Origin of the sequence: Agrococcus baldri, from assembly GCA_900114805.1 — a bacterium.
Taxonomy (GTDB): Bacteria; Actinomycetota; Actinomycetes; order Actinomycetales; family Microbacteriaceae; genus Agrococcus; species Agrococcus baldri.
The window spans coordinates 97,248-121,532 of the sequence record FOZN01000003.1 but is presented as its reverse complement, the minus strand read 5'-3'; the positions used below and the strand labels follow the sequence as shown (position 1 = coordinate 121,532).

Sequence of the window (24,285 nt, the reverse complement as noted above, 5' to 3'; positions counted from 1 at the left end):
CGCGTCAAAGCCAATCGAGAGGTTGCTGAGCTGGGCGCGCGGTCGGTCAGCGACGCTCGAGCTCGACCAGCACCTCGGCGTGCTCGGTGTGCGGGAACATGTCGAACACCTGCCCGCGCACCGGCCGGAAACCGGGCATCGCGGCCACATCCCTCGCGAGCGTCACCGGGTTGCAACTCGAGTAGACGACGCGGGAGACGGCGGATGTGTCCAGTCGCGCCGCGAGCGCGCCGATGCCGCGGCGAGGCGGGTTCACCACCACCAGCTCGGGCGCTCGCGCGCCCTCGAGGTCGACGGAGCCGGCGTCGCCGACGGTGAACGACGCATCCGCCCCCATCGCCGCCGCGGTCTCGCGCGCCGCCTCGATGGCCTCGGCCGTGAGCTCGACGCCCGCGACGCGGCGGCCGGGTCGAGCGGCGTGCAGCGCGAAGCCGCCGACGCCGCAGTAGAGGTCGAGCAGGCTTGCCGGCGCCGCCTCGTCGATCCAGGCGGTCGCCTGCCGGTAGAGCGCGGCCGCCACCGCGGTGTTGGTCTGGAAGAAGCTGCGCGGGCGCAGGCGCAGGCCGATGCCGTTGATGCGCATCTCGAGCACGCCCGTGCCCGCCAGCAGCAGCTCCTCGTCGCCCTCCAGCACCGCCTTGTGCTCGGGCTGCAGGTTGGCCGAGACGCTCGCGATCGGCAGCGCGCCGAGCAGCCCGAGGTGCTTGCGGATCCGTGGCAGCGCCTCGCTGGAGCGCAGCACGATGCGCAGCGCCAGCTCGCCGTCGGGAGACGAGGTGAGGATGAGATGCTTGAGCTCGCCGCGCCGGCTCGGCACGTCGTACGGCGTGAGGCGCGCGTCGCGGATGAGCTGCTCGAGCACCGGCATGGCGTCGACGATCGGCTGCTCGTGCAGGGGGCATGCCTGCAGGTCGATGCCGGTGCCGTCGACGGCGAGGATCCCGAGCGTCGGCGCCTCGACGCTGCCGGCGACGGCCATCTTGGCCTTGTTCCGGAACCCGCCCACGGCGCTGGCGTGCGGCGCATCCCATGGCATCTCGGGCAGCAGCGCCTCGATGCGCGACTGCTGCTCGGCCAGCTGCCGCACGTAGGGCGTCTCGAGCAGCGTGCAGGAGCGGCAGCGCCAGGCGTCGAAGTAGGCGCACTGCAGCTCGCCGGCCGCGATCATCGGAAGCGGCTCAGGCGGCGCCGTCGAACAGGCTCGTGACCGAGCCGTCCTCGAAGACCTCGGTGATGGCGCGAGCCAGCAGCGGTGCGATCGAGAGCACCTCGAGCTTCTCGAAGCGCTGGTCGTCGCGCAGCGGCAGGGTGTCGGTGACGACCACCTTGTCGATGACGTCGGAGTTGAGGATCTCGCCGGCCGGGTCGGAGAAGATCGCGTGCGTGGCCGCGACGATCACATTCGTGGCGCCGTTGGCCTTCAGCGCCTCGGCGGCCTTGACGATCGTGCGGCCGGTGTCGATCATGTCGTCGACCAGCAGGCACGTGCGGCCGCGCACCTTGCCGACGATCTCGTGCACCGAGACCTGGTTCGGCACCAGCGGGTCGCGGCGCTTGTGGATGATCGCGAGCGGGGCGCCCAGCTTGTCGCTCCAGACGTCTGCGACGCGCACGCGGCCCATGTCGGGCGAGACGACCGTGAGCGTCTCGGGGTCCACGGTGTGCCTGAAGTGCTCGAGCAGCACCGGCATCGCGAAGAGGTGGTCGAAGGGGCCGTCGAAGAAGCCCTGGATCTGCGAGGCGTGGATGTCGATCGACATGATGCGGTCGGCGCCGGCGGTCTTGAACAGGTCGGCGATCAGGCGGGCCGAGATCGGCTCGCGGCCGCGGCCCTTCTTGTCCTGCCTGGAATACGGGTAGTACGGCATGACGACCGTGATGCGCTTGGCGCTCGCGCGCTTGAGGGCATCGACCATGATGAGCTGCTCCATGAGCCACTCGTTCACCGGCCGGCAGTACGACTGCAGGATGAACACGTCGGCGCCGCGCACCGAGCCCTGGAACCGCGCGTAGATCTCACCGTTCGCGAAGGTGCGGATGTCGACATCCATGAGATCGGCGCCCATCTCTGCTGCCACAGAGCTCGCGAGCTCCGGATGCGACCTGCCGGTCGCCAGCACCAGGTGCTTGCGGTTCTTCGCGACGATCGATCCCACTCGGGTGCCTCCTAGGCCTCAGGTGCGTGCGTGTCCGCCGCCGCGGCTGCGTCGGCTGCCTTCGATCCGGGCCGGTTCGCCTCGACCCAGCCCGCCATGTTCCGCTGCGGTGCGACCGAGATCGCCAGCGCCCCCGGCTCGACGTCCTTGCGGATGACGGCACCGGCTCCGGTCTTCGCACCGGCCCCGATTCTAACGGGCGCGACGAAGCTGTTGTGGACGCCCGTGTGCACCTCATCGTCGATGGTGGTGCGGTGCTTGTCGACGCCGTCGTAGTTGGCGGTGATGGCGCCGCCGCCGACGTTGACGCCCGCGCCGATGGTCGCGTCGCCGATGTACGACAGGTGCGGCACCTTGCTGCCTGCGCCCAGCTGCGAGTTCTTGGTCTCGACGAACGTGCCGATCTTGCCGCCCTCGCCGATGACCGAGTTCGGGCGCAGGTAGGACCACGGGCCGACGGATGCGCGGGCGCCGATCACCGACAGGGTCGCGTCGGTGCGCCTCACGACCGCGTCTTCCCCCACCTCGGTGTCGACGAGCGTGGTGTCCGGACCGATGGTGGCGCCGGCGGCGACGACGGTGGCGCCGTGCAGTTGCGAGCCAGGCAGGATCGTGACGTCCTCCGCGAGCGTGACGTCGACGTCGATCCAGGTGGACGCGGGGTCGACGACCGTGACGCCCGCGCGCTGCCAGCGGCGGATGATGCGGTCGTTCAGCTCATGCGCGGCGGCGGCGAGCTGCACGCGATCGTTGATGCCCCAGATCGCCCAGCTGTCGCCCGCCGGCACTGCGTCGATGCGGCCGCCGGACGCCTGAATCCGCACCGCCGCATCCGTCAGGTACATCTCGCCCTGCGCGTTGTCGCGGTCGATGGTGCGCAGCGCGGCACGCAGCGCCGCGGCATCGAAGACGTAGATGCCGCCGTTGACCTCGTCGATCGCGCGCTCGGCCTCCGAGGCGTCCTTCTGCTCGACGATGCGCAGGAAGGTGCCGGCGCCGTCGCGCACGATGCGACCCAGACCGGTCGGGTCGGGCAGGTGCGCCGAGAGCAGCGTCAGTTGGTTGGCCTCGCGCTCGTGGCGCTCGATCAGCGTGCCGAGCGTGCCGGCGTCGATCAGCGGCACATCGCCCGAGAGCACGACCACGTGGCCGTCGAACTCGCCCAGTGCCTCGAGGCCCTGCTCGACGGCGCGGCCGGTGCCCGGCACCTCATCCTGATCGGCGATGAGCACGTGCGGCGCGAACTCCAGCACGGCCTCCGCCATGCGGTCGCGCTCGTGGCGGACGACGGTGACGATGCGCTCGGGGTGCAGCTCACCGGCGGTGCTGAGCACATGGGCGATGAGCGGTCTGCCCGCGAGCGGGTGCAGCGGCTTCGGCGTGCGGCTCTTCATGCGGGTGCCCGCGCCAGCGGCGAGCACGATGACGGCGACCTGAGGCACGGTCTCTCCCATCGGATGCGTACGATTGCGCTCTCAGGCTACCGGCGCGACGGGGGCGGCGGCCCCTGCTTGCCGCGCCAGCCGTCGCGCGCTCCGCGCAGCATGGCCTTCGCGTTCCGGATGCGCGGGGCCGCGAACGCCGTCATGCGCCCGAGCTTGAAGAGCATCCGCGGCACGTCCTGGGCCGTCCAGGTGCGCGGGGTGGCCGAGCGGCGCCAGAGGGCGACGCGGTTGCGGGTCATCATGTAGAGCCGCAGCGGCGAGTGCACGAACATCGTGCCGCCGCCCGGCAGCCGCACGAGCTCGTCGCCGATGGTGTGCAGCATGCGGGCGTCGGCGACGCCGACCAGCTGCAGGCCGGCGGCCCTGGCGCGGAAGCACCACTCCATGTCGACGCTGTCGATGAACAGCCCCTCGTCGAAGCCGCCCGCGACTTCGAGCGCCGTGAGCGGGATGAGCGAGCCGGAGGAGATCAGGAAGTCGACGTCGACGTCGCCGCCGGGCGGCGCGTGGAACTTCCTGTTGAGCGGGAACCCGAAGCGCACGAAGGGCGCCCGCTTGCCGCTGCGGCCGTCGACGAAGGTGGGGCCGACGGCGCCGAGCGGGCCGCGGGCGGAGCGCTGGTCGGCGTGGCGCAGCAGCGCATCGACGCAGTCCGGCTCGAGCAGCGAGTCCTGGTCGAGCAGCATGACGAATCGCGCGCCGCGCTCGCGGGCGATGGCGGCAGCCCGGTTGTAGGCGGCGCCCAGGCCGAGGTTGCGCGGCTCGCGCTGCAGCTCGACGCCGGCCGGGATGACCGCCCGTGAGCTCCAGTGCGCGCCGTCGACCTCCGGCGAGTCGTTGTCGAGCACCACCAGGGCGCCCACCTGCGCGGCCGCGCGCTCGAGCACCTCGACGATCGCCTCCTCGTCGGGGCGATAGGTCACGGCGACGGCGACGACATCTGCGGCGGTCGAGGGCATGCGCACCAGTCTGTCGGATGCGTGCGCGCCTCGCCTCTGGCACGACTAGCCTGGTAGCCGCGATCCGCCATGGTGTAACGGCAGCACGACGGCCTTTGGAGCCGTTCGTCCAGGTTCGAATCCTGGTGGCGGAGCAGACGGTCCTGTGGACCGTCTGCGACGTCGCCAGTTCCGAGCGGAGCGAGGAAGGGCGGAGCAATCGACCCTGTGGGTCGATTGCGACGCCGCGAGTCGCGAGCGCAGCGAGCGAGGGCGGAGCTTGGCGGAGTCGGCGAGCGCCGCGGCGATAGTGCGAGACTGGCGCCATGGCTGAGCCGCGCGACGACGTCGACCGCATCATGGAGCAGTGGATGCGCGTGCGGCCCGACGCTGACGTGTCACCGCTCGACGTCCTCAGCCGCATGACCCGCATCTCCCGGCAGCTCGGTCGGGTGCGTGCGGAGGCGTTCCAGCAGGCGGGGCTCGAGCCCTGGCAGTGGGACGTGCTGGCCGCGCTGCGCCGCGAGGGCGGACCGCTCAGCCCGAAGGGCCTCATCGCGCAGACCATGGTGACGAGCGGCACGATGACGAACCGCATCGACAACCTGGTCGCATCCGGCCTGGTCGAGCGCGTCGAGGGCTCCTCGGACCGCCGGGTGCGGCTCGTCGCGCTCACCGAGGAGGGCATCGACCGCGTCGACGTCGCGCTCGACGCGCTGCTGGAGGCCGAGCGGCGGCTGCTGCGGGACATCCCCGCCGACGATCAGGCGCGGCTGGCCGAGCTGCTGCGCGTGCTCGCCGACGCGATGCTCTGAGGCGGGCTCCGCGGGAGGCCCTGTGGGATGATGGTGCCGATGTCAGCGCCCTCGACTGCCGACGCCGTGCGGCGCGGGGAGCGCTGGCTCCACGTGCTCACGCCGGTGGTCGTGCTCGCCGTCGCGGCCTTCATCGCGTTCTGGCGACTGGACCAGGCCAACGTCGGCGCGGACGAGACCGTCTACCAGCGCGCCGGGGTCGCCTACCTCGATGGCGACCTCTCGCTCAACCCCGAGCATCCACCCTTTGCCAAGCTGCTGCTCGGTCTCTGGCAGGCCGTCGTAGGCCCCGGGATCGACAGCGCGCGCATTGCGATGGGCATCGTCATGGTGCTCACCGCGGCGGTCGCCTTCCTCTGGATCCGCGCGGCCGTCGGCACCGCGAGCGCCGCTGCCGCGAGCCTCATGCTCGTGACGACGCACCGCGTGGTCGGCGCCGACTTCGTCGACCGGCAGGTGCTGCTCGACCCCTTCAGCATCCTGTTCGGGCTCGTCGGGCTCGCGCTGCTGTGGCGGTGGAACGCCCATCGGCAGCCCTGGCTCGCCGCGATCGCGGGCGTGGCCCTCGGCCTCGCGCTGCTCTCGAAGGCGTCGGCCGCGGCGTTCCTCATCGGGGCGCTCGTGCTCGTGCCGTGGCGGGCACTGCGGCAGGCGCAGGTGTGGGGCTCGATCCTCGCGTTCGCCGCCGCGGGCATCGCCACGTGCCTCGTCGTCTACGCCCCCTTCGGCGGCGTGGATGCCGTCGCAAGCATGATCGCGTGGCAGGCGGAGCATGCCGAGCGTGGCCACCTGGTCGAGATCGCGGGTCAGACCTACCGCCACGCCCCGTGGTTCGCGATCGCGTGGCTCGGCGGCGAGACGGTCGGCTGGCTCGCCCTCGTCGCGATCGCGCTCGCCGCAGCGCTCGGCGTCGTGCTCGAGCGCCGGCTGCGCGCCGTCCTCGCGATCGCGAGCGCGGGCGCCGCCGCGGCCGTGCTGCTCTCGGCATCGCCCGTCGCGCTCCCCCACTACACGATCGGCTGGCTGTGGGCACCGCTGCTGCTGAGCGGCATCGGCATCGTCGCGCTGTGGCGCCGGGTACGCAGCCGTCGCGCGGGGGTCATCGCCGGCGCGCTCACGGCGCTGCTGCTCGTCGGCCCGGCGAGCGGCGTGGTCCATGTGCTCTCGGTGAGCCCGACCGGCGTCGCGCGCATCGACGCGGCCATGGCGGCCGACCCCGCCCCCGACGGCGCGGTGCTCGTACTGCAGCTCTCGCGCCATGTCGCACGGCCGAACATCGAGGCGCCGTTCGTCGAGGATCCTGGAGCCGACGGCGTGACAGCCGTCGCCATCGGCAACGACCTGCGCTTCCCCGCCGACCCCGAGCTCGTCCTGCTGCTCGAGCGCGAGACGCAGCCGGTCGTCCTCGATGACGTCGTGCTCTACCTCCTCGACGAGGAGCTCGACGAGCTGCTCGCCGAGGCGCCCTGAGCGACACGAGCTGCGAGCAGCAGGACAGCGCTGCTAGTAGCGGTAGTGCTCGGGCTTGAAGGGGCCCTCGACAGGCACACCGATGTAGGCGGCCTGCTCGTCGGTGAGGGTCGTGAGGCGTGCGCCGAGCGCATCGAGGTGGAGGCGCGCGACCTCCTCGTCGAGCACCTTCGGCAGCCGGAAGACGCCCAGCTCGTAGTCCTTCGTCGCGAGCTCGATCTGCGCCAGCACCTGGTTCGAGAACGAGTTCGACATCACGAACGAGGGGTGCCCGGTCGCGTTGCCGAGGTTCATCAGACGGCCCTCGGAGAGCACCAGGATCGCGCGCCCGGAGGAGAGGCGCCACTCGTGCACCTGCGGCTTGATCTCGATGCGCTCGGCACCGGAGCGCTCGAGCCCCGCGATGTCGATCTCGTTGTCGAAGTGGCCGACGTTGGCGACGATCGCGAGGTGCTTCATCGACTGCAGGTGCTCGACCGTGATGACGTGCTCGTTGCCGGTGGTGGTGATCCAGATGTCGGCGGTCTCGAGGGCATCCTCGACCCTGGCGACCTGGAAGCCGTCCATCGCCGCCTGCAGGGCGCAGATCGGGTCGACCTCGCTGACGATGACTCGCGCGCCCTGGCCGCGCAGCGCATCCGCCGCGCCCTTGCCGACATCGCCGTAGCCCACCACGAAGGCGGTCTTGCCGCCGATCAGCACGTCGGTCGCGCGGTTGAGCCCGTCGGGCAGCGAATGACGGATGCCATAGCGGTTGTCGAACTTCGACTTCGTGACGGAGTCGTTGACGTTGATCGCCGGGAACAGCAGCGTGCCGTCTGCGAAGAGCTGCTCGAGCCGGTGCACGCCGGTGGTGGTCTCCTCGGTGACGCCGCGCAGCTGCGCTGCGATGCGGGTCCAGCGCTGCGGGTCGTCGGCGAGCGTGGTCGCGATCAGCGCATCGATCACGTGCAGCTCGTCAGGGGCGCCCGCCGGCGTGACGGGCGCAGCACCCACGAGCTCCGCATCCCGGCCCCGGTGCACGAGCATCGTGGCGTCGCCGCCGTCGTCGAGGATGAGCGTGGGGCCGTCCTCGAAGTCGAAGATCCGGTTCGTGCAGCGCCAGTACTCCTCGAGCGTCTCGCCCTTCCAGGCGAACACGGGCACGCCGTTCGGCGCCTCGACCGTGCCGTCGCCGACCACGATCGCGGCGGCGGCCTCATCCTGTGTGGAGAAGATGTTGCAGCTCGCCCAGCGCACCTCGGCGCCCAGGGCGAGGAGGGTCTCGATCAGCACGGCGGTCTGCACGGTCATGTGCAGGCTGCCGGCGATGCGCTGGCCGGCGAGCGGCTGCGCATCGGCGTATCGGCGGCGCAGCTCCATCAGGCCCGGCATCTCGTGCTCGGCCAGGCGGATCTGGTGGCGGCCAGCCTCGGCCAGGCCGAGGTCGCGCACATCGTGCTCGAGGATGCGGGGGGCGGTGTCGGTCATGCCCGCCATTCTCCCACCCCGGTGGCGCGGTGCCGAGCGCGCCTTCGCGGCTGCGCGGCGCTTGAGAATGCCGTGCTCGCGGCGATTGCGTGCATGCTCAGGACGCTCGCGCTCGTAGAATCGTCGGGTGCCCGCCGCCGCTCCCGTTCGCGCACACCGCCGCGACATTCAGGGACTTCGCGCCATCGCCGTCCTCGCCGTGCTCGTCTGGCACCTCGACAAGGATGCGCTGCCCGGCGGCTTCGTTGGCGTCGACGTCTTCTTCGTCATCTCCGGCTACCTCATGACCCGCTGGCTGGTCGAGCGCCCCCGGCTCGACCGCGCCACCCTCGTCGACTTCTGGTCGCGCCGGAGCCGGCGCATCCTGCCCGCCGCGACGCTCGTGCTCGTGGCGACGCTCGCGGTCGGCTGGGCCGTGCTCCCCGCCACCCGCCGCACCGAGCTCGCCGGCGACGCGCTCTGGTCAGCGCTCTACGCGGTCAACCTGCGCTTCGCGCAGGGCTCGACCGACTACTTGCAGAGCTTCGAGCCGCCGTCGCCGTTCCAGCACTACTGGTCGCTGGCCGTCGAGGAGCAGTTCTACCTGCTGTGGCCGTTCCTCATGGCTGCGGCGGCCGTGCTGGCGGTCCGGCTCGGCCGCAGCCGTCGGCTGACCTCGGGCGCGATCATCGTGACGGTCATCGTGGTCTCCGCTGCTCTGTCGGTGTGGTGGACGGTCGCGAGCCCGGCATCCGCCTACTTCGTCACGCCGACCCGCCTGTGGGAACTGGCTCTCGGCGGACTCGTCGCGGTGCTGCCCGCGCTGGCGATCCGCGGTGCGGGCTGGATCGCCGCCGCCGCGCTCGCGGTCGCCCTCGCCTCGTTCCCGCTGCTGGACTCCTCGGTGCCGTTCCCCGGCACGATCGCGTGGTGGCCGACGCTCGCGACCGCGGTGGTGCTGTGGGCCGGCAGCGCCGACAGCGAAGGCCTGGTGCACCGGCTGCTCGGCAGCCGCGCGGTGCAGTGGATGGGCGCGGTGTCCTACTCCGTCTACCTGTGGCACTGGCCGCTCATCGTCCTCTCCAACCCGTACGACAAGCCTGTCGAGCTGCTCTCCTGGCGCTCGCTCTTGCTCGTGCTCGCGACCTTGGCCCTCGCCTGGCTCACCTACCGCTTCGTCGAGGAACCGCTGCGCAAGCGAAGCCCGCGGCTGCCCTGGGCTACGGTGCGCGGCGGTCTGCTGCTGGGTGCGACTTGCCTCGCCGTCACCCTCATGGTCGCGGGATCGATGCGGGTGATCGCGCCCGCCAACGCCCACGTGCCCGACTACCCCGGGCCTGCGGCGGTCTCGGCCGGCGCTGCCGCTGTCCCCGAGGACGGCACGGCGGATGCGGTGGCCGACCTCGAGCGCGACGGGTACGTTCCGGCGCCAGACGAGCTGCAGGCAGACCTGCCGGCGACCTACGCAGAAGGCTGTCACGTCGAGGGATCGGTCGTGGAGGCCGTCGCGTGCAGCTGGGGCGACGCCGGCCCGCTCGTGGTGGTGGTCGGCGACTCGCACGCGACGCAGTGGGTGCCGACCGTGCAGGAGCTCGCCCAGCAGCACGGCTGGCGCGTCATGGCGATGACGAAGGCGGGATGCCCGTTCACCGACGCACCGGTCGCGATGTACGGGATCGCCGCGCCGTACAGCGCTTGCACCCACTGGAACGAGGCCGTCGCGCAGGTGCTCGAGGAGCAGCAGCCGGCGCTGGTGCTCACCAGCAACGCGCCGACGCAGATGTGGAACGGCACAGTCCTCGAGGGCCCCGCCGCCGATGCGGCGCTCGGCCGCGGGATGGCCGATGCCTGGGGCGCTGTGCTGGACCGGGGCGGTCAGGTCGTGGTGATGCGCGACACCCCATCGGCGCGCTTCGCGATCGAGGACTGCGTCGCCAATGAGCCGGATTCGCCGCAGGCATGCTCCTTCGACCGTGCCGCCGGACTGGCCGGCGGCGGCACGGGGCAGACGGCGGGGCTCGAGCTCGAGCCGCGCGCGCTCGAGGTGGATCTGAACGACGCGATCTGCGGCGAGACGCGCTGCCCCGCGATCGTCGCAGGCGTGCAGGTCTATCGCGACCGCGGGCATCTGACCGGCAGCTACGCGCGCAGCCTCGCCGAACCGCTCGAGCGTGCGATGGCCGAGGGCGGCGCGCTGCCGCTGCGGTAGCTCAGCGGCGCCAGTCGCGCCAGGTGCGCTCGATCCCCTCCGCGAGCGGTACGGCCAGCAGCTGCCCGAACGTCGTCGCGAAGCGGGAGGTGTCGAGCACGATGTGCTCGACGAACGACGCGGGCGCCGGGCGCTCGTCGACGGGCAGTGCGGCACCGGTGGTGGCGCGGACCTGCTCGATGATCTGCTGCACGCTGCGACCGACCCCGCTGCCGATGTTCAGCGGTCCGCTGAAGGCCGGATCGGCGACGACCGCACGCACCTGCGCGACCACGTCGTCGACGTGCAGGTAGTCGCGCACCATCGAGCCGTCGCCCAGCCGCGTGGCGCGGCCGTCCGCCGCGGCCGCCCGCAGCAGGGCGCTGACGAGGCCGAACTCCGGCAGCGTCGCATCGGCGCGCAGGCCGTAGGGGTTCGCCACGCGCAGCACCGCCGACGGCAGCCCGTGCTCGATCGCGAAGTAGTGCAGGTAGTGCTCGATCGCCACCTTGCCGATGCCGTAGGGCGAGATCGGCAGCAGCGGCGCATCCTCCGGCACCGCGCCCTCGGCCGAGCCGTAGACGGTGCCGCCGGAGGAGATGAACAGCACCCGGCCCACGCCGGTGCGCACCGCCTCCCCCAGCAGGTCGAGCGTCGGCAGCAGGTTCGCCTGGACGTCGGCCTGCGGACCGCCGAGCCCCTGCGCGGGCGTGGTCGCCGACAGCGCGTGGATGATCAGGTCGTGGCCGGCGACCGCCTCGCGGATCGCGTCGCCGGCCGAGAACGTGCCGCGCAGCGCGCGCGGTGCGCTCGCGCGGTAGCGGGGCGCGGTGGAGAACCGGTCGAAGACGTCGACCTGCCAGCCGTCGGCCGCGAGCGCGTCGACCAGGTGGGCACCGAGGAACCCGTTGCCGCCGACGACGAGCGCGCGACCCATGCTCACGCGCCGGCGAGCGAGTCGACGTATGCGTCGAGCATCTCGAGCTGATCGCGGGGCACGAAGCCGGTGGCCTCGAGCCGGCCGAGATCCATGGCGCTGCGCAGCGGCCGCGGGGCGATGCCGTCCTTGCCCGCGTAGTACTGCTCGGTCGTGACAGCGGTCACCCGGCCCGGCTCGTGCCCCGCCTGCGCGAACACGCGCTGCGCGATCGCGGCCCAGCTGAGCGGCTCACCCGCGTTGGAGACGTTGTAGGTGCCGGACGGGGCGCCGACCGCCAGCAGGTGGTCGATGGCGCGCGCCAGCTCGCTCGCGAAGGTGAGCCGGCCGACCTGATCGCCGACCACGCTCGGATCGACGCCGCGCTCGGCGAGCGAGGCCATGGTGGTGATGAAGTTCTTTCCCTCGCCCACGACCCAGGAGGTGCGCAGGATGCAGTGCCTGGGTGCGGTCGCGACCGCCAGATCGCCCGCGGCCTTCGACTGGCCGTAGACGCCCAGGGGCGAGAACGGCTCCTGCTCGTCGTGCAGCTCGCGCGTGCCGTCGAAGACGTAGTCGCTGGAGACGTGCACGAGCGTGAGGCGGTGCTGAGCGGCGATCGCGGCGAGCCTGGCGGGCGCGGCTGCGTTGATCGCCCACGCAGCGCTGCGGCCCTCCGGCGTCTCGGCGGCGTCGACGGCGGTGTAGGCCGCGGCGTTGACGACCGTGTCGTAGGACGACCAGCGGATCTGCTCCAGCGCGGCGGGATCAGCGAGGTCGACGCGGTCGCGGCCGACGAAGTCGACATCGCTCCTGCCCGCCCACTGCTGCTGCAGGGCGCGACCGAGCTGCCCGTTCGCCCCCAGCACGAGGGTCTTGCGGGGCGGCATCGGCGTCACGTCCGCCAAGCGCGGGTGTGCCTTGTCCTTCTCCGACAGCTCGGCCTGCGCCAACGGGATCGGCCAGTCGATGGCGGCGGTCTCGTCGGCGAGGTTCAAGAACGTGTACTCGCCCTGCGCCTCGGCAGACCAGTGCGCGTTGACGAGGTAGGAGTAGGCGGTGTCGGAATCGAGCGCCTGGAACGCGTTGCCCACGCCGCGCGGCACGAACACCGCGATCGAGGGATCGATCTCGATCGTGAAGGTGGCGCCGAAGGAGTCGCCCTCGCGCAGATCCACCCAGGCGCCGAACACGCGCCCGGAGGCGACCGAGATGTACTTGTCCCACGGCTCGGCGTGGATGCCGCGGGTGACGCCGGGCTGCTCGTTGAAGGAGATGTTGTTCTGCACCGGTCCGAAGTCGGGCAGTCCCAGCGCCAGCGCCTTCTCGCGCTGCCAGTTCTCCTTGAACCAGCCCCGGTTGTCGCCGTGCACCGGCAGGTCGATCACCAGGAAGCCCGGAATCGGCGTCTCGCGCATGCGCAGCTGCTTGCCCGTCTCCATCAGCGCCTCCCCCTCGCCGGCCGGCTCAGTGCCCGGCCTGCGCGTACTTCGCCTCGGCGGCGGCCTTCTGCGGCCGCCACCAGTCCTCGTTCGCCCGGTACCAGTCGATGGTGTCGGCGAGGCCGGCCTCGAAGTCGGTGAACGACGCCTCCCAGCCCAGCTCCTGCTGCAGCTTGGTCGCATCGATCGCGTAGCGCAGGTCGTGCCCGGCGCGGTCCTTCACGTGATCGAAGGCATCCGGCTCCTGACCCATGAGCCGCAGGATCGCCTGCACCACCTCGAGGTTGTTGCGCTCCCCGTCGGCACCGATCAGGTACGTCTCGCCCGTCCTGCCCGCCTCCAGGATCCGCAGCACCGCGGAGGAGTGGTCATCCGCGTGGATCCAGTCGCGCACGTTCTCGCCCGCTCCGTACAGGCGCGGCCGCACCCCGTCGATCACGTTCGTGATCTGCCGCGGGATGAACTTCTCCACATGCTGGCGCGGGCCGTAGTTGTTCGAGCAGTTCGAGATCGTCGCCTCCAGCCCGAACGAGCGCACCCAGGCGCGCACCAGCAGATCGGAGCCGGCCTTCGTCGACGAGTACGGGCTCGACGGGTTGTAGGGCGTCTCCGGCGTGAACTTCGCCGGGTCGTCCAGCTCCAGATCCCCGTACACCTCATCGGTGGAGATGTGATGGAATCGCGTGCCATGCCGGCGCGCGGCCTCCAGCAGCGTGAACGTGCCGACCAGGTTCGTGTGCACGAACGGGCCCGGATCCGACAGCGAGTTGTCGTTGTGCGACTCCGCCGCGTAGTGCACCACCGCATCAGCCTCGGCCACCAGGCCGTCGGCGACCTCGGCATCGGCGATGTCACCGACCACCAGCCGCACACGATCCTCCGGCAGACCCGCGAGCGTCGCGCGGTCGCCCGCGTAGGTCAGCGCATCCAGCACCACCACGTCATGGTCGGTGTTCGCCACCACGTAGTGCACGAAATTCGATCCGATGAACCCGGCGCCGCCGGTCACAAGGAGCTTGCTCATGGCATCCAGCGTACTGTCGCGCCGCCATCGACGGCACCAGGCCGCGCTGGCGGCTCAGCGCTCGAAGGTGCCCACGAACTCCGTGAGCCAGGCGCGCAGATCCGGCCCCAGGTCCTCTCGCTCGACCGCCAGGCGCACGTTGGCCTTGATGTAGTCGAGCCGATCGCCCGTGTCGTAGCGGCGGCCGCGGAAGACCACGCCGTGCACCCCTCCGAGCTGGTCGTCGTCGGCCATCGTCAGCAGCGCATCCGTCAGCTGGATCTCGCCGCCGCGACCCGGCGGGGTCTGCTCGAGCACCGGGTAGATCTCGGGCTTGAGCACGTAGCGGCCCACGATCGCCAGGTTCGACGGCGCGGTGCCGGGCTCCGGCTTCTCGACCAGGCCGCGCACCCGCACCACGTCATCCTCCTCGGTCGCCTCCACCGTGGCGATGCCGTACATGTGCGCCTGCGACGGATCGACCTCCATCAGCGCGACCACGCAGCTGTCGCGCACGTCGTGCACCTCCAGCATGCGCTCCAGCAGCAGGTCGCGGCCATCGATGATGTCGTCGCCCAGCAGCACCGCGAAGGAGTCGCCGCCCACATGCGCCTTCGAGCGCAGCACCGCGTGCCCGAGGCCCTTCGGGTCGCCCTGCCGCACGTAGTGCACGTTGGCGAGGTCCGTCGACTCCGCGACGCGCGCGAGCTTCTGCGCGTCGCCCTTGTTCTGGAGGATCGCCTCCAGCTCGGTCGCGCGGTCGAAGTGGTTCTCGAGCGCGTTCTTGTTGCGACCGGTGACGAACAGCACATCGGGCAGGCCCGCGCGCACGGCCTCCTCCACGACGTACTGGATCGCCGGCTTGTCCACCACCGGCAGCATCTCCTTCGGCAGCGCCTTGGTCGCCGGCAGGAATCGGGTGCCGAGCCCTGCGGTGGGGATGACGGCCTTGGTGACGGAATGCGACATGAGGGTAAGGCTACTTCGGCGTTCGCTGCACGATCGGCATCCGGGGCATCCCAGCGGCTCAGCCCCGGATGAGACCGAGCACCTCGTCGCGGATCGCGATCATGGCCGGCTCGGTCTCCGCTTCGGCGTTGAGCCGCAGCAGCGGCTCGGTGTTCGACGGCCGCACCGAGAACCACCAGGCGCCGCCGGGCGCCGTGACGGTGAGCCCGTCGAGCTCGTCGAACTCGCCGCGCCCCGCGAACGCCTCGACGATGCGCGTGTACGCGGCGGGCACGTCGGCGACGGTGGAGTTGATCTCGCCGGAGGCGAAGTAGGGCGTGTAGCGGGCAGCCAGGCTGCTCATCGGCTCGGCATCGGCGCCAAGCGTGGCCAGCACGTGCATGGCGGCGAGCATGCCGTTGTCGGCACCCCAGAAGTCGCGGAAGTAGTAGTGCGCCGAGTGCTCTCCGCCGAAGACCGCGCCGGTCTCGGCCATGCGGTCCTTGATGAGCGAGTGGCCGACGCGCGTGCGCACGGGCGTCGCGCCGGCATCGGCGATCACCTCCGCCACGACGCGGCTGGTGATGAGGTTGTGGATCACGACGACGTCGCGCTCGCCTTCCGCCTGCACGCGGCGGATCTCGCGCTCGGCGACGATCGCGGCGACGGCGGAGGGCGAGACGGCCCCGCCCCGCTCGTCGATCACGAAGCAGCGGTCGGCGTCGCCGTCGAACGCGAGCCCGATGTCGGCCCCGTGCTCGATCACCGCGGCCTGCAGGTCGACGAGGTTCGTCGGGTCGAGCGGATTCGCCTCATGGTTCGGGAAGGTGCCGTCGAGCTCGAAGTACATCGGCACGACCTCCAGCGGCAGCGCGCTGAGCCCGGCGGCCTCGCCGAGCACTGCGGGAACGGTCATCCCGCCCATGCCGTTGGCCGCATCCACCACGACCTTGAGTGGGCGGATGCCGCGGAGGTCGACGAGCGAGCGCAGGTGCGCCGCGTAGTCGGCGAGCACGTCGCGCTCGCTGAGCGTGCCGCGCTGCGGCGCCTCGGTGAGCCCGTCGTCGAGGTAGCGCTGCGCGCCGTCGCGGATGCTCGCCAGCCCGGTCTCGAGGCTGACCCCGCGCGCGCCCGCGCGCGAGAACTTGATGCCGTTGTAGGCAGCGGGGTTGTGGGATGCGGTGAACATCATCGCGGGCGCGTGCAGGGAGCCGGAGGCGAAGTAGGTGCCGTCGGTGGAGCAGAGCCCGATGAGCACGACGTCCGCGCCGCGGGTCTGCGCACCCTCCGCCGCCGCCGCCGCCAGCGCCGGCGACGAGGGGCGCATGTCGTGCCCGATCACGATGGGCGCCTCGGTGCCCACCTCGTCGGCGAACGCGGCGCCGAGCGCACGCACGACCGGCTCGGTGAGCTGCCCGTCGACCAGGCCGCGCACGTCGTACGCCTTCACGATGTCCGTCAGCGACATGCTTCCTCTTTCACTCGTCGAACGTGTCGGTCGAGGTCGCGGGCTCGTAGCGAACGACCTGCCACCCGGTCGGGCCGGCATGACGATCGGCGTGCGGCTCGCACAAGCCGTAGCTGCCCTCTATCGCACCCCGCCGGCTTGCCCGCTGCAGGGGTCCGACGACGAGCAGCTGCGCCGCGTAGTCGACCGTGACGGTGCGGTCCGCATATCGGCGGCAGCCGGGGCGCGAGCACGTCCTGTCATCCATCGCCCCCAGGGTATCCCCGCCGTGGAGGAAGGGGCTGCGACACGTAGGATGGCGGCATGCCCGCGCGCCAACGCTCTCGTGGATCGCGCCACGGCCGCGACATCCGCTCGTCGGTCGCCGGCCCCGTGCTGCCCTTCCTCTCCTCGCGCGAGACGCGCTTCGAGGACATCGCGGCGGATGCGGCCGACTACGTGACCGCGCTGTGGCCGGCAGAGCTCGGCGACGTGCGCTTCCGCTGGGCGGACATGCCGCCGCGGGCGCTGGCCGACCGCCTGGACGAGGTGCCGGAGTGGGCGATCGACACGCAGCAGCGCACGATCACGATCTACCGGCTCCCGCTGCAGCGGCTGCCGCGCGTGCACGTCGACGATCCCTGGCATCGCCAGGTGGCCATCGAGGGCGCGGTCTTCCGCGCCGCCGCCGAGCTCATCGGCCGCGATCCCTGGGAGGTCGCGCCGGATCGCTGGCGGCACCACTGAGTGTCAGCACCACTGAGCTCCAGCACCACTGCTCCTCGGGATCAGTGCACCACCAGCACGCCGCTCGCCGCCCGGCCCTGGGTGCTCACCGTGAAGCCGCCGACGAGGCTCGGGCTGCGGTACTCGAGGGCGAGGACGAGATCGTCGCCGCTCACCTCCACCGTGCCGCCGCCCACCTGCTGCTCGTGGACGCCGTTCGCGGGCAGCTGCACGGTCTCGCCCGCGACCGTGATCTCCTGGTCAGCATCCGAGGTGCTCACGACGTGCAGCGTCGCCGCCGGCCCCGACGGCACCGCGATCGCCGAGGTGCCCGAGCGCGCCTGTCCGCCGGCGACCCAGTCGAAATCGAGCCCCTCGCCGGCGACGGCCACGGTGCGCGCGCCCGCGACCACGGGCGCATCGGACTCGACACGGATCGCGTGGGTGCCGACCGGCAGCTCCTCGAGGTCGAAGTCGGTCACCCGACCGGCCTCGAGCGTGCCGCTCGACTCGATGCTGGAGCCGTCGCTCGCCTGGAACACGACGCGCACGTCGCCTCCCTGCGGTGAGAGCAGCCGCAGCACTCCCGCGGTGTCGTCGTAGTCGGGCTGCGTCTCGAGCCCTGTGGGCTCGGTCACGGCCACGCCGGGCAGCACGGTGGTCAGCAGCGCCGGAACCGGGTCGATGGTCTCGAACCCGCCGCGCTCGAGCCCGCGCGTGGTGGTCTGCTGCAGGTGCGCGGTGACCGGTGCGCCGACGGATGCGACGCGCACCACCGCGTCCGAGACACCGGGGGCGAGGGCGGCGAGATCGAGCACCTCCTCGGCACCCGGCGCCACGGCGATGCCGGTCGACCCGACGCTCTCGACCGGTCCCTCCGCGCCGTAGACGGTGACGTCGACGCTCGCACTGACCTCGGAGGCGTTGGCGATCGTCAGCACCGTCTGCCGGCCGGTGCGCGTCGAGCCGCCCACCAGCCACTGGTCCAGGCTCGTCTCCGCGCACTCGCTCGCCGCGAACCCGCGCACCGCGTCGACGTCGATGTCGAGGCTCTGCGCCGCGGAGAGCGTCGAGGCCTCGTTGCGCTGCACGATCGACTCGCCGCCGCGGACGTCGCCCGCGCCCGTGACGCGCAGCGCGGCCTGCTCCACGTCGCCGCCAAGGCTGCCGGTCACCAGTGAGGGGTCGGCGATGGCAGCGATCGCGAGCGCATCCTCGCCATCGGCTGTGCCGACGCGCAGCGCCGGGCCGGCGCACACGCGCGATTGCAGCGGCGAAGCCGGCTGCACCTGGGTCGCGGGCACCTCGGCGCGCACGCGGGCATCGTCGGGCAGTGCTCCGGCCCCGAGCACCGCGCCGACGCCGAGCGCTGCGGCAGCGACGCCGGCCAGCGCACGCGCGCTCCACCGCACGACATCCCGTCGCTCGACGCGCCGGACGGCCAGCGCGGCGTCGTTCGCGACCGCCTCGCGGTCGGTGAGCGCGACGTCGCTGGCGATGTCGCCCGCGCTGCCGGTGTCGGCCTCCGCCTCGGCCTGCGCCTCGGCCTCGACGGCGAGCTCCTCCGGAGCCGGCCGGTGCTCGCGCGGCGCGTCGGCCTCATCGATGGGCGAGACGTCGTCGAACTCCTGCGAGTCGTCGAGCGGCTCCCTGTCGCGGTCGCTCACTGCCACTCCCCCGTTCCCTCGAGCCGCCTGGTGCGCACGCGAGCGCCGCGGCGCAGCGAGGGCAGCGCGGCGACGACCGCGGCACCCAGCGCCACCAGCTGCCCCAGCAGCAGCCAGCCCGCCCAGGAGACCGGCGCAGCCGGCTCGCCGGGCCGGGCATCGACGCGCTGCCACAGCAGCCCCGACTCGGTCTGGCCGATCGCCTGCAGGTCGCCCCGCGCGTCCAGCGAGCGCTGCGCCCGGTCGTGCACCGCCGCTGCGCCTTCGCGCTCCTGCTCGAGCAGGATGAACTGCACGCCCTGGTCGTCGAGCAGGGCGGCGACGTCGACGTCGCCGCCGGCGGCCAGGTCGACAGCGGCCTGCGCGAGCTGCTGCTCGACCTCACCGGCGTGCTCGCGCGTGAGCACGCCGGTGGCGACGTCGTCGAGTGCTGCGCCGCGACCGCGCTCGACGTCGACGCCGAGCACGCCCTGTGCGAGCGGATGCAGCACGAGCGTGCCGATGTGCTGATCGTTCTCGGCCGCGGCATCGACGAATGCCGGCATGCGGCGGTCGGGTGCCGCGATCACGGTCGCGGGCGTCAGGAAGGATGTCGCGATGAGCGGCACGGCCGCCGCGAGCGCGGCGAGCACGACGACACTGGCCGGCAGGCTGCCTCGGCGGTCGTCGACGTCCACCGCGACGAGCGCGAGCGCGATGAGCGCAGCCAGCGCCAGCGACGCGCCGCTGCCGGCCCAGACGGTCACCGGCTCCCCGGCCAAGCTGGTCAGCTCGAGCCGTGTCGAGGCGACCGCCGTCGCGTAGCCCGCCAGCACCAGCAGCAGCCACGGCCAGGCGCTCGCCGGCCGCAGGACCACGCCTGCGAGCGCGGCGAGCGCGAGCGGCGCCAGCAGGCCGAGCGCGAACCACACCGGGTCGGCGCCCGGCGCGAGCCACGCGATCACGCCATCGAGCGTCGCCAGCGAAGCGTCAGGGGCGAGCAGTGCGGCCTCCACGGCCGTCGGCGGCGCCGACGGCTTCGGCACGCCGGGATCGGCCAGCGCCGCCAGCGGCGAGCCGTCGATCCACCGGGCGATCGCGACCGGTGCGGACAGCACCGCGGCAGGGAGCAGCGCCGCGAGCGGTCGCAGCGGCCGTCGCCAGCTGATGGCTGCCGCCACTATGCCGAGCAGCAGCATCGCAGGCAGCAGCACCGGCGAGCCGGCGACGACGACGGCGACGGGGATCGCCGCGGCGCCGGCCGCCCGCCAGGATGCGGATGCCCGCAGGAGACCGACGACCGCGAGCGGCAGGGCCAGGTGCGCGAGCACAGCGCCGAGCCTGCCTTCGACGATGGGCGCCAGCAGCAGCGGCGACAGCGACCACAGGGCAGCAGCGACGGCCGGCGCCCACCGTGAGGTCGTCATCCGTCGTGCCGCGAAGAAGCTCGTCAGCGACGCGATGGCGGGAGCGAGGAAGAGCAGCAGCACGATCGCGGTCGACGGGTGCCAGGGCGTGAGCGAGCCCAGCAGCGCCAGCACCAGCACGAAGGGATCGCTGGGCCCGGTCACCGCGCCCAGCGCGTCGCGCGGACCGAACAAGGTGTTCGACCACAGCTCGCCGAGCGAGCCCGAGAGCGGCAGCAGCCCGCCGCCCGTCGCGGCTGCGGCACCGATCAGCTGCGGTGTCAGCACGATGCCGACGATGACGGCGAGCGCCGTGACCCACAGCCCGGCGCCCTCCACGAACCCCACGCGCTCGTCTGCCGCGAGCTGCATGCGCTCGGGATCGCCGAGCGCACGGCGCTGCGTCCGCACCGTGCGCCAGGAGGCGCGCAGCGGGCGCAGCGATGCCCAGCCCATCCTCCGCGCCGATGCGATCCGCCGCCGCGCCCGTGCCGTCGGGCCGAACGCGACCAGCGTCGTGAGCGTCGCGCGCCAGTCGGCGAGCACTGCTGCGGGCCGCTTCGCGAGCAGGTGCACGATCGTGCGCGCGATTCCCAGCGGCAGCAGCAGCAGCCAGTGCAGCACGAGCGCGAAGGGGTTCGCATAGGCGAGCCGCCGGTGCAGCTGCGCCCTTCGCGAGATTGCCACGCGCTGCGCATCGCTCACCGAGCGCGCGTCGAAGTGCTCCGGTCCGCCGGCCCGGCGCACCCGCGCACGCGGCTCGACGGCGACGCGGTGGCCCGCAAGCCTGGCTCGCACGCCGAGGTCGAGGCCGGCGTCGATGGAGCGCAGCGCCGGATCGAAGCCTCCGAGCCGTTCGAACACGTCGCGGCGGATGAGCATGCCCGTCTCGGCGACGCCGAGCCGGTCGCTGTCGTCGTCGTGCTGGCCCTGATCGAGCTCGCCCTCGTGCAGCAGCAGGCTGCGCCCGAGGGGCGTCATCGACTCCCCGAACTCGGCGAAGCGGTCTGGGGCGTCGGCGCGCATCACCTTCGGGCCCACCACGGCCACGCTCGGATGCGAGTCGACGTGCGCCAGCAGCGCCTGCAGCGCCCGTGGATGCGGGGTCGCATCGTGCGCGAGCAGCCACAGCCAGTCACCGTCCTCGGCCAGCGGCAACGAGGCGACTCCCTTGCCGATCAGCTGTCCGTAGGGCAGGCGCGAGGCCGCGACCACGCTGCGTGCGCGCGAGCCCTCGAGCACCGCGCGGGAGGCGTCCTTGGAGCCGCCGTCCACCGCGATCAGCCGCTCAGGTGCGAGGGTCTGCGCCTCCACCGCGGCGAGGGTCGCCGGAAGGTACGCGGCGCCGCTGCTGGCCGCGAGCACGACGAAGACCCTCGGATGCACTCGGCAAGGCTAGGGGGCGTTGCGCACGACGGCAGGGGTTGGGCCCGGTGTGCCGCCCGATCGGCGGGCTCAGCCGCGGCTGACGCGCCCCATCGCCCTGCGCGCGGCGTCGGCGACCCGCTGCGCACCGGACCGGCGCAGGGCATCGAGCTCGAGTCGCAGGTTCGCGCTCTCGAGGCGAGCCGCTTCGAGCTCGCGCTCCAATCGCTCCGCGTGCCCGCTCGTGCCCTCGAGCTGCACGCCGATGCGGTCGCGGTCCTCGCGCAGCGCATCGGCGTCGAGACGGGCATTCGTCAACTCGTCGAGCGCCAGGCGCTCAAGCGCCTCGGCCGCCCTCGCCTGCACGCGCATCTCGAGGATCGCGTCGTCGTCGAACGGCGCATCCGCGGAGTCGTCGAGCGAGGCCGTGTGCAGCTCCGGCAGCAGCGCGTCGAGCGCGTCGAGCGCGTCGCGCAACGAGGTGTCGCGCTCGAAGCCGGGGCCGTCGAGCTCTCCCGGCAGCGGCATGCGTGCGGCGATGAACGAGGTCAGCAGCCCCGCGCGCATCCGACGCCAGTCGCGCATGCCGTGGTGCCGAGGAGACGGCCGCAGCGCCGGACTGGCGTCGTAGCCCTCGCCCATGTTGCGCGTCTTCCGCTCGATCTGCTCCATCGACCGCCACGGCAGGTGCAGCACCTCCAGCGCGAGTGCGTCGTCGGGCTCGGCGCCCGCCGGGATCGACACGGCGTGGTTGCCCTGCGAGACCTCGACATCCGGGTCGCCGACGTGGATTGCGTTGCGCGTCGGGTGGGCGATGAGCCCGGCTGCGCGCAGCTGCTCATCGCTGCGCACGTCCCGGTGGACGAGCCGCCTGATGCCGGAGCCGTGACGAGCGAGCGGACCGACCAGGTTGGTGACCGGAACCCGGAAGGAGCCCACGGCTCGCGGCAGCGCCGCGAACACCTGGCCGAGCGTCAGCTCGGGGTCGACCGGCCGCAGGAACTCGTCCGCGTCGGCGTTGATGACCCAGTCCGCGCCGTGCTCCGCAGCAGCGAGCCGAGCCATGCGGGTGACGACCTCTGACTGCTGCTTGCGATGCTCCAGGTCGTCGAAGACGGTCACGGGGGCCACGCGCGCGTACGCGTCGAGGATCTCCCGGGTGCCGTCGACGGACCCGTTGTCCGTCACGAGGATCCGATCGATGCCGTGGGCGAGATGATGCTCGAGCATCGCGGCGATGATGTCCGCTTCGTCGCGGACCATCAGGGTGAGGACAGCAGTCACGCGCCCATCCTATGAGCGCACTGTGCCCACTCAGGCCAGCTTGCGCAGTTTTCGCCGCTCGCGCTCCGAGAGGCCGCCCCAGATGCCGAAGCGCTCGTCGTTCTCGAGCGCGTACTCGAGGCACTGCTGGCGCACCTCGCAGGTGTCGCAGATGCGCTTGGCATCCCGCGTGGAGCCGCCCTTCTCTGGGAAGAACGCCTCCGGATCGGTCTCGGCGCAGAGCGCGTCGGCCTGCCATCCCAGCGGGTGGTCGTCCGCCTCATTGCGAACGCCAGGCACTCCCAGCATGATCGGGTCGACGAACCAGTCGCCCGGCACGCCGCGACGCAGCCCGCCCTCTTCGATGCCTCGCGCTGTCGTGCTGCGCTGCACTCCCTCTCGCATGGCTTCCCCCGGTTTCTGCGGGACCCCGGCCGGGCCCGCGCTGCACCAATTACACCGGTGTAGTTCGCTCCGCGTCAAGTCGAGGATTGTAAGCGTGTCGCCGCCACCACCGCGGAGGGGAAGCCTACGGCGTGTCGCGCTCCAGAGCCAGCCAGGCGGCAGCCGAGGCCACCGTGAACGGCTGGTCGCTGTCGATCCAGGCGGCCCCGGCGCCGGCGAGCTCGCGCGGCTCGCCGTCGACCGTCAGCCGCGCCGGCGCGACCGCGAGCAGCAGCCCCCTCCCCCCATCGACGCGATGCTCGCCCTGGATGCGGCGCAGCTCGAACGGCGCCGGCGGCCGGTACGCGATGGCGCCGTCCAGCGCCTGCGCGGGCAGTCGCGGCTCGACCAGCGGCGTCGAGTCGACCACGGCGAGGAGCTCCGCCACGTCGACGTGCTTGGCCGTGAGCCCGCACCGGAGGACGTTGTCGCTCGGCCCCATCAGCTCGATGCCGAGGCCCGCGAGGTAGGCGTGCAGGTTGCCCGCCGGCAGGAAGAGCGCCTCGCCGGGCGCGAGCGAGAGGCGGTTGAGCAGCAGCGCGACGAGGATGCCAGGGTCGCCCGGGTGGGTCGCCGAGAGCCGGGCGACGGTGTCGGCTTCGACGGGCAGCTCGGCTGCCATCGCCGCTCGGCTGCTCGTCACGGCAGCCACTGCAGCCGCCACCTCAGGATCACCGGAGAGCAGCCAGCCGAGCGCGTCGCCCGCGCGCACCCGCTCGGCGACCGGCGCGATGCGCGCGTCGATCGTCGCGAGCGCATCGAACACCCGCTGCGCGTCCTGCTGCGGGCGGAAGCCGCTCAGCGCCTCGAAGGGCGTCACCGCCACGATCAGCTCGGGCTTCGGAAAGGGGTCGCGGTAGCTGCGATGCGGTGCATCCCGCGGGATGCCTGCGGCCTCCTCGCGGTCGAAGCCCGCGCGTGCGCGGGCAGCATCGGGATGCGCCTGGAGCGAGAGCGGCTCGCCCGCGGCCAGCACCTTCAGCAGCATCGCGGGCTGCCGCCCGCCCAGCGCCTCGATCGCGGCCGACAGCGCGAGACCTGCGTGCTCGCCGTCGGTGACCCGTGACGGGGAGCCCTCGTGGGTGCCCAGCCAGAGCTCCGCCTCCGGCGTGCCCGATGGTGCGCGGCCGAGGTACTCCGCCAGCAGGCGCGTGCTGCCCCAGGGGTAGGGCCTCGGCTCATTGGTGATCGACACAAACACGCCGCAGTCTCCTCCCG

General features: G+C 72.3%; 20 protein-coding genes and 1 tRNA gene. 5 read left to right on the top strand and 16 right to left on the bottom strand.

The window, feature by feature from the left end:
* Nucleotides 1-46 precede the first annotated feature (46 nt).
* From BM288_RS08840 to BM288_RS08825, 4 genes are read right to left on the bottom strand one after another with little or no spacing between them, the layout of a single operon-like run.
* Nucleotides 47-1,168 (bottom strand): methyltransferase domain-containing protein, encoded by a 1,122-nt coding sequence (locus tag BM288_RS08840; RefSeq protein ID WP_318255444.1) that lies wholly within the window; start codon nucleotides 1,166-1,168, stop codon nucleotides 47-49.
* A 10-nt stretch (nucleotides 1,169-1,178) separates the two neighbouring features.
* On the bottom strand, nucleotides 1,179-2,156 hold the full coding sequence (locus BM288_RS08835) for a ribose-phosphate diphosphokinase (protein WP_092918068.1): 978 nt from the start codon (nucleotides 2,154-2,156) through the stop codon (nucleotides 1,179-1,181).
* Nucleotides 2,157-2,167: 11 nt separating this feature from the next.
* A complete protein-coding gene (glmU, locus tag BM288_RS08830) occupies nucleotides 2,168-3,610 on the bottom strand; it encodes a bifunctional UDP-N-acetylglucosamine diphosphorylase/glucosamine-1-phosphate N-acetyltransferase GlmU (protein WP_092918066.1) in 1,443 nt (480 codons plus the stop codon).
* A 26-nt stretch (nucleotides 3,611-3,636) separates the two neighbouring features.
* Nucleotides 3,637-4,560: a glycosyltransferase family 2 protein gene (locus BM288_RS08825; RefSeq protein WP_092918064.1), complete on the bottom strand. Its 924-nt coding sequence runs from the start codon at nucleotides 4,558-4,560 to the stop codon at nucleotides 3,637-3,639.
* A gap of 63 nt (nucleotides 4,561-4,623) precedes the next feature.
* Here BM288_RS08825 and BM288_RS08820 point away from each other — a divergent pair.
* The 3 genes from BM288_RS08820 (at nucleotide 4,624) to BM288_RS08810 (ending at nucleotide 6,824) form a co-directional block, all read left to right on the top strand.
* Nucleotides 4,624-4,694, top strand: a tRNA-Gln gene (locus BM288_RS08820).
* A gap of 171 nt (nucleotides 4,695-4,865) precedes the next feature.
* Nucleotides 4,866-5,354 carry a MarR family winged helix-turn-helix transcriptional regulator gene (locus BM288_RS08815; protein WP_092918062.1) on the top strand — a complete coding sequence of 163 codons (489 nt, stop codon included), beginning with the start codon at nucleotides 4,866-4,868 and terminating at the stop codon, nucleotides 5,352-5,354.
* Nucleotides 5,355-5,393: 39 nt separating this feature from the next.
* Nucleotides 5,394-6,824 carry a phospholipid carrier-dependent glycosyltransferase gene (locus tag BM288_RS08810; protein WP_177220325.1) on the top strand — a complete coding sequence of 477 codons (1,431 nt, stop codon included), beginning with the start codon at nucleotides 5,394-5,396 and terminating at the stop codon, nucleotides 6,822-6,824.
* Nucleotides 6,825-6,857: 33 nt separating this feature from the next.
* Here the strand turns inward: BM288_RS08810 and ahcY are convergent, their stop codons facing one another.
* Nucleotides 6,858-8,303: an adenosylhomocysteinase gene (ahcY, locus tag BM288_RS08805; RefSeq protein WP_404799698.1), complete on the bottom strand. Its 1,446-nt coding sequence runs from the start codon at nucleotides 8,301-8,303 to the stop codon at nucleotides 6,858-6,860.
* Nucleotides 8,304-8,421: 118 nt separating this feature from the next.
* Between ahcY and BM288_RS08800 the strand changes: the two genes are divergently transcribed.
* The gene (locus BM288_RS08800; protein ID WP_092918056.1) at nucleotides 8,422-10,482 is read left to right on the top strand and encodes an acyltransferase family protein; all 2,061 of its coding nucleotides are present in this window, start codon (nucleotides 8,422-8,424) and stop codon (nucleotides 10,480-10,482) included.
* Nucleotide 10,483: 1 nt separating this feature from the next.
* On the opposite strand, the gene BM288_RS08795 is transcribed toward BM288_RS08800, so the two are convergent.
* The 6 genes from BM288_RS08795 to BM288_RS08770 are packed head-to-tail and all read right to left on the bottom strand — an operon-like array spanning nucleotide 10,484 to nucleotide 16,485.
* The gene (locus BM288_RS08795; RefSeq protein WP_092918054.1) at nucleotides 10,484-11,398 is read right to left on the bottom strand and encodes an NAD-dependent epimerase/dehydratase family protein; all 915 of its coding nucleotides are present in this window, start codon (nucleotides 11,396-11,398) and stop codon (nucleotides 10,484-10,486) included.
* Nucleotides 11,399-11,400: 2 nt separating this feature from the next.
* The gene (locus BM288_RS08790) at nucleotides 11,401-12,819 is read right to left on the bottom strand and encodes a sugar nucleotide-binding protein (RefSeq protein WP_092918052.1); all 1,419 of its coding nucleotides are present in this window, start codon (nucleotides 12,817-12,819) and stop codon (nucleotides 11,401-11,403) included.
* A gap of 25 nt (nucleotides 12,820-12,844) precedes the next feature.
* Nucleotides 12,845-13,843: a dTDP-glucose 4,6-dehydratase gene (gene rfbB / locus BM288_RS08785; RefSeq protein WP_092918049.1), complete on the bottom strand. Its 999-nt coding sequence runs from the start codon at nucleotides 13,841-13,843 to the stop codon at nucleotides 12,845-12,847.
* 54 nt (nucleotides 13,844-13,897) lie between these two features.
* Complete coding sequence (galU, locus tag BM288_RS08780) at nucleotides 13,898-14,791, bottom strand: UTP--glucose-1-phosphate uridylyltransferase GalU (protein ID WP_092918047.1); 894 nt, start codon at nucleotides 14,789-14,791, stop codon at nucleotides 13,898-13,900.
* A gap of 58 nt (nucleotides 14,792-14,849) precedes the next feature.
* Nucleotides 14,850-16,238, bottom strand: coding sequence for a phosphomannomutase/phosphoglucomutase (locus tag BM288_RS08775; RefSeq protein ID WP_092918045.1), 1,389 nt, complete (start codon nucleotides 16,236-16,238; stop codon nucleotides 14,850-14,852).
* A 10-nt stretch (nucleotides 16,239-16,248) separates the two neighbouring features.
* Nucleotides 16,249-16,485 carry a DUF3499 family protein gene (locus BM288_RS08770; protein WP_092918043.1) on the bottom strand — a complete coding sequence of 79 codons (237 nt, stop codon included), beginning with the start codon at nucleotides 16,483-16,485 and terminating at the stop codon, nucleotides 16,249-16,251.
* Between the two features lie 56 nt (nucleotides 16,486-16,541).
* Here BM288_RS08770 and BM288_RS08765 point away from each other — a divergent pair, with 56 nt between their 5' ends.
* Nucleotides 16,542-16,964 (top strand): hypothetical protein, encoded by a 423-nt coding sequence (locus BM288_RS08765; protein ID WP_092918041.1) that lies wholly within the window; start codon nucleotides 16,542-16,544, stop codon nucleotides 16,962-16,964.
* Between the two features lie 41 nt (nucleotides 16,965-17,005).
* On the opposite strand, the gene BM288_RS08760 is transcribed toward BM288_RS08765, so the two are convergent.
* The 5 genes from BM288_RS08760 to manA all read right to left on the bottom strand — a co-directional run bounded on the left by BM288_RS08760 (nucleotide 17,006) and on the right by manA (nucleotide 24,268).
* Nucleotides 17,006-18,610: a DUF5719 family protein gene (locus BM288_RS08760; protein WP_092918039.1), complete on the bottom strand. Its 1,605-nt coding sequence runs from the start codon at nucleotides 18,608-18,610 to the stop codon at nucleotides 17,006-17,008.
* Nucleotides 18,607-21,381 (bottom strand): glycosyltransferase family 2 protein, encoded by a 2,775-nt coding sequence (locus BM288_RS08755; protein WP_092918037.1) that lies wholly within the window; start codon nucleotides 21,379-21,381, stop codon nucleotides 18,607-18,609. Before BM288_RS08755 ends, BM288_RS08760 begins: the two co-directional genes overlap by 4 nt.
* Before the next feature lie 69 nt (nucleotides 21,382-21,450).
* Nucleotides 21,451-22,644: a glycosyltransferase family 2 protein gene (locus BM288_RS08750; RefSeq protein WP_092918035.1), complete on the bottom strand. Its 1,194-nt coding sequence runs from the start codon at nucleotides 22,642-22,644 to the stop codon at nucleotides 21,451-21,453.
* A gap of 30 nt (nucleotides 22,645-22,674) precedes the next feature.
* Complete coding sequence (locus BM288_RS08745; protein WP_177220369.1) at nucleotides 22,675-22,932, bottom strand: WhiB family transcriptional regulator; 258 nt, start codon at nucleotides 22,930-22,932, stop codon at nucleotides 22,675-22,677.
* Between the two features lie 220 nt (nucleotides 22,933-23,152).
* On the bottom strand, nucleotides 23,153-24,268 hold the full coding sequence (gene manA, locus BM288_RS08740; RefSeq protein WP_177220324.1) for a mannose-6-phosphate isomerase, class I: 1,116 nt from the start codon (nucleotides 24,266-24,268) through the stop codon (nucleotides 23,153-23,155).
* Between the last annotated feature and the right edge of the window lie 17 nt (nucleotides 24,269-24,285).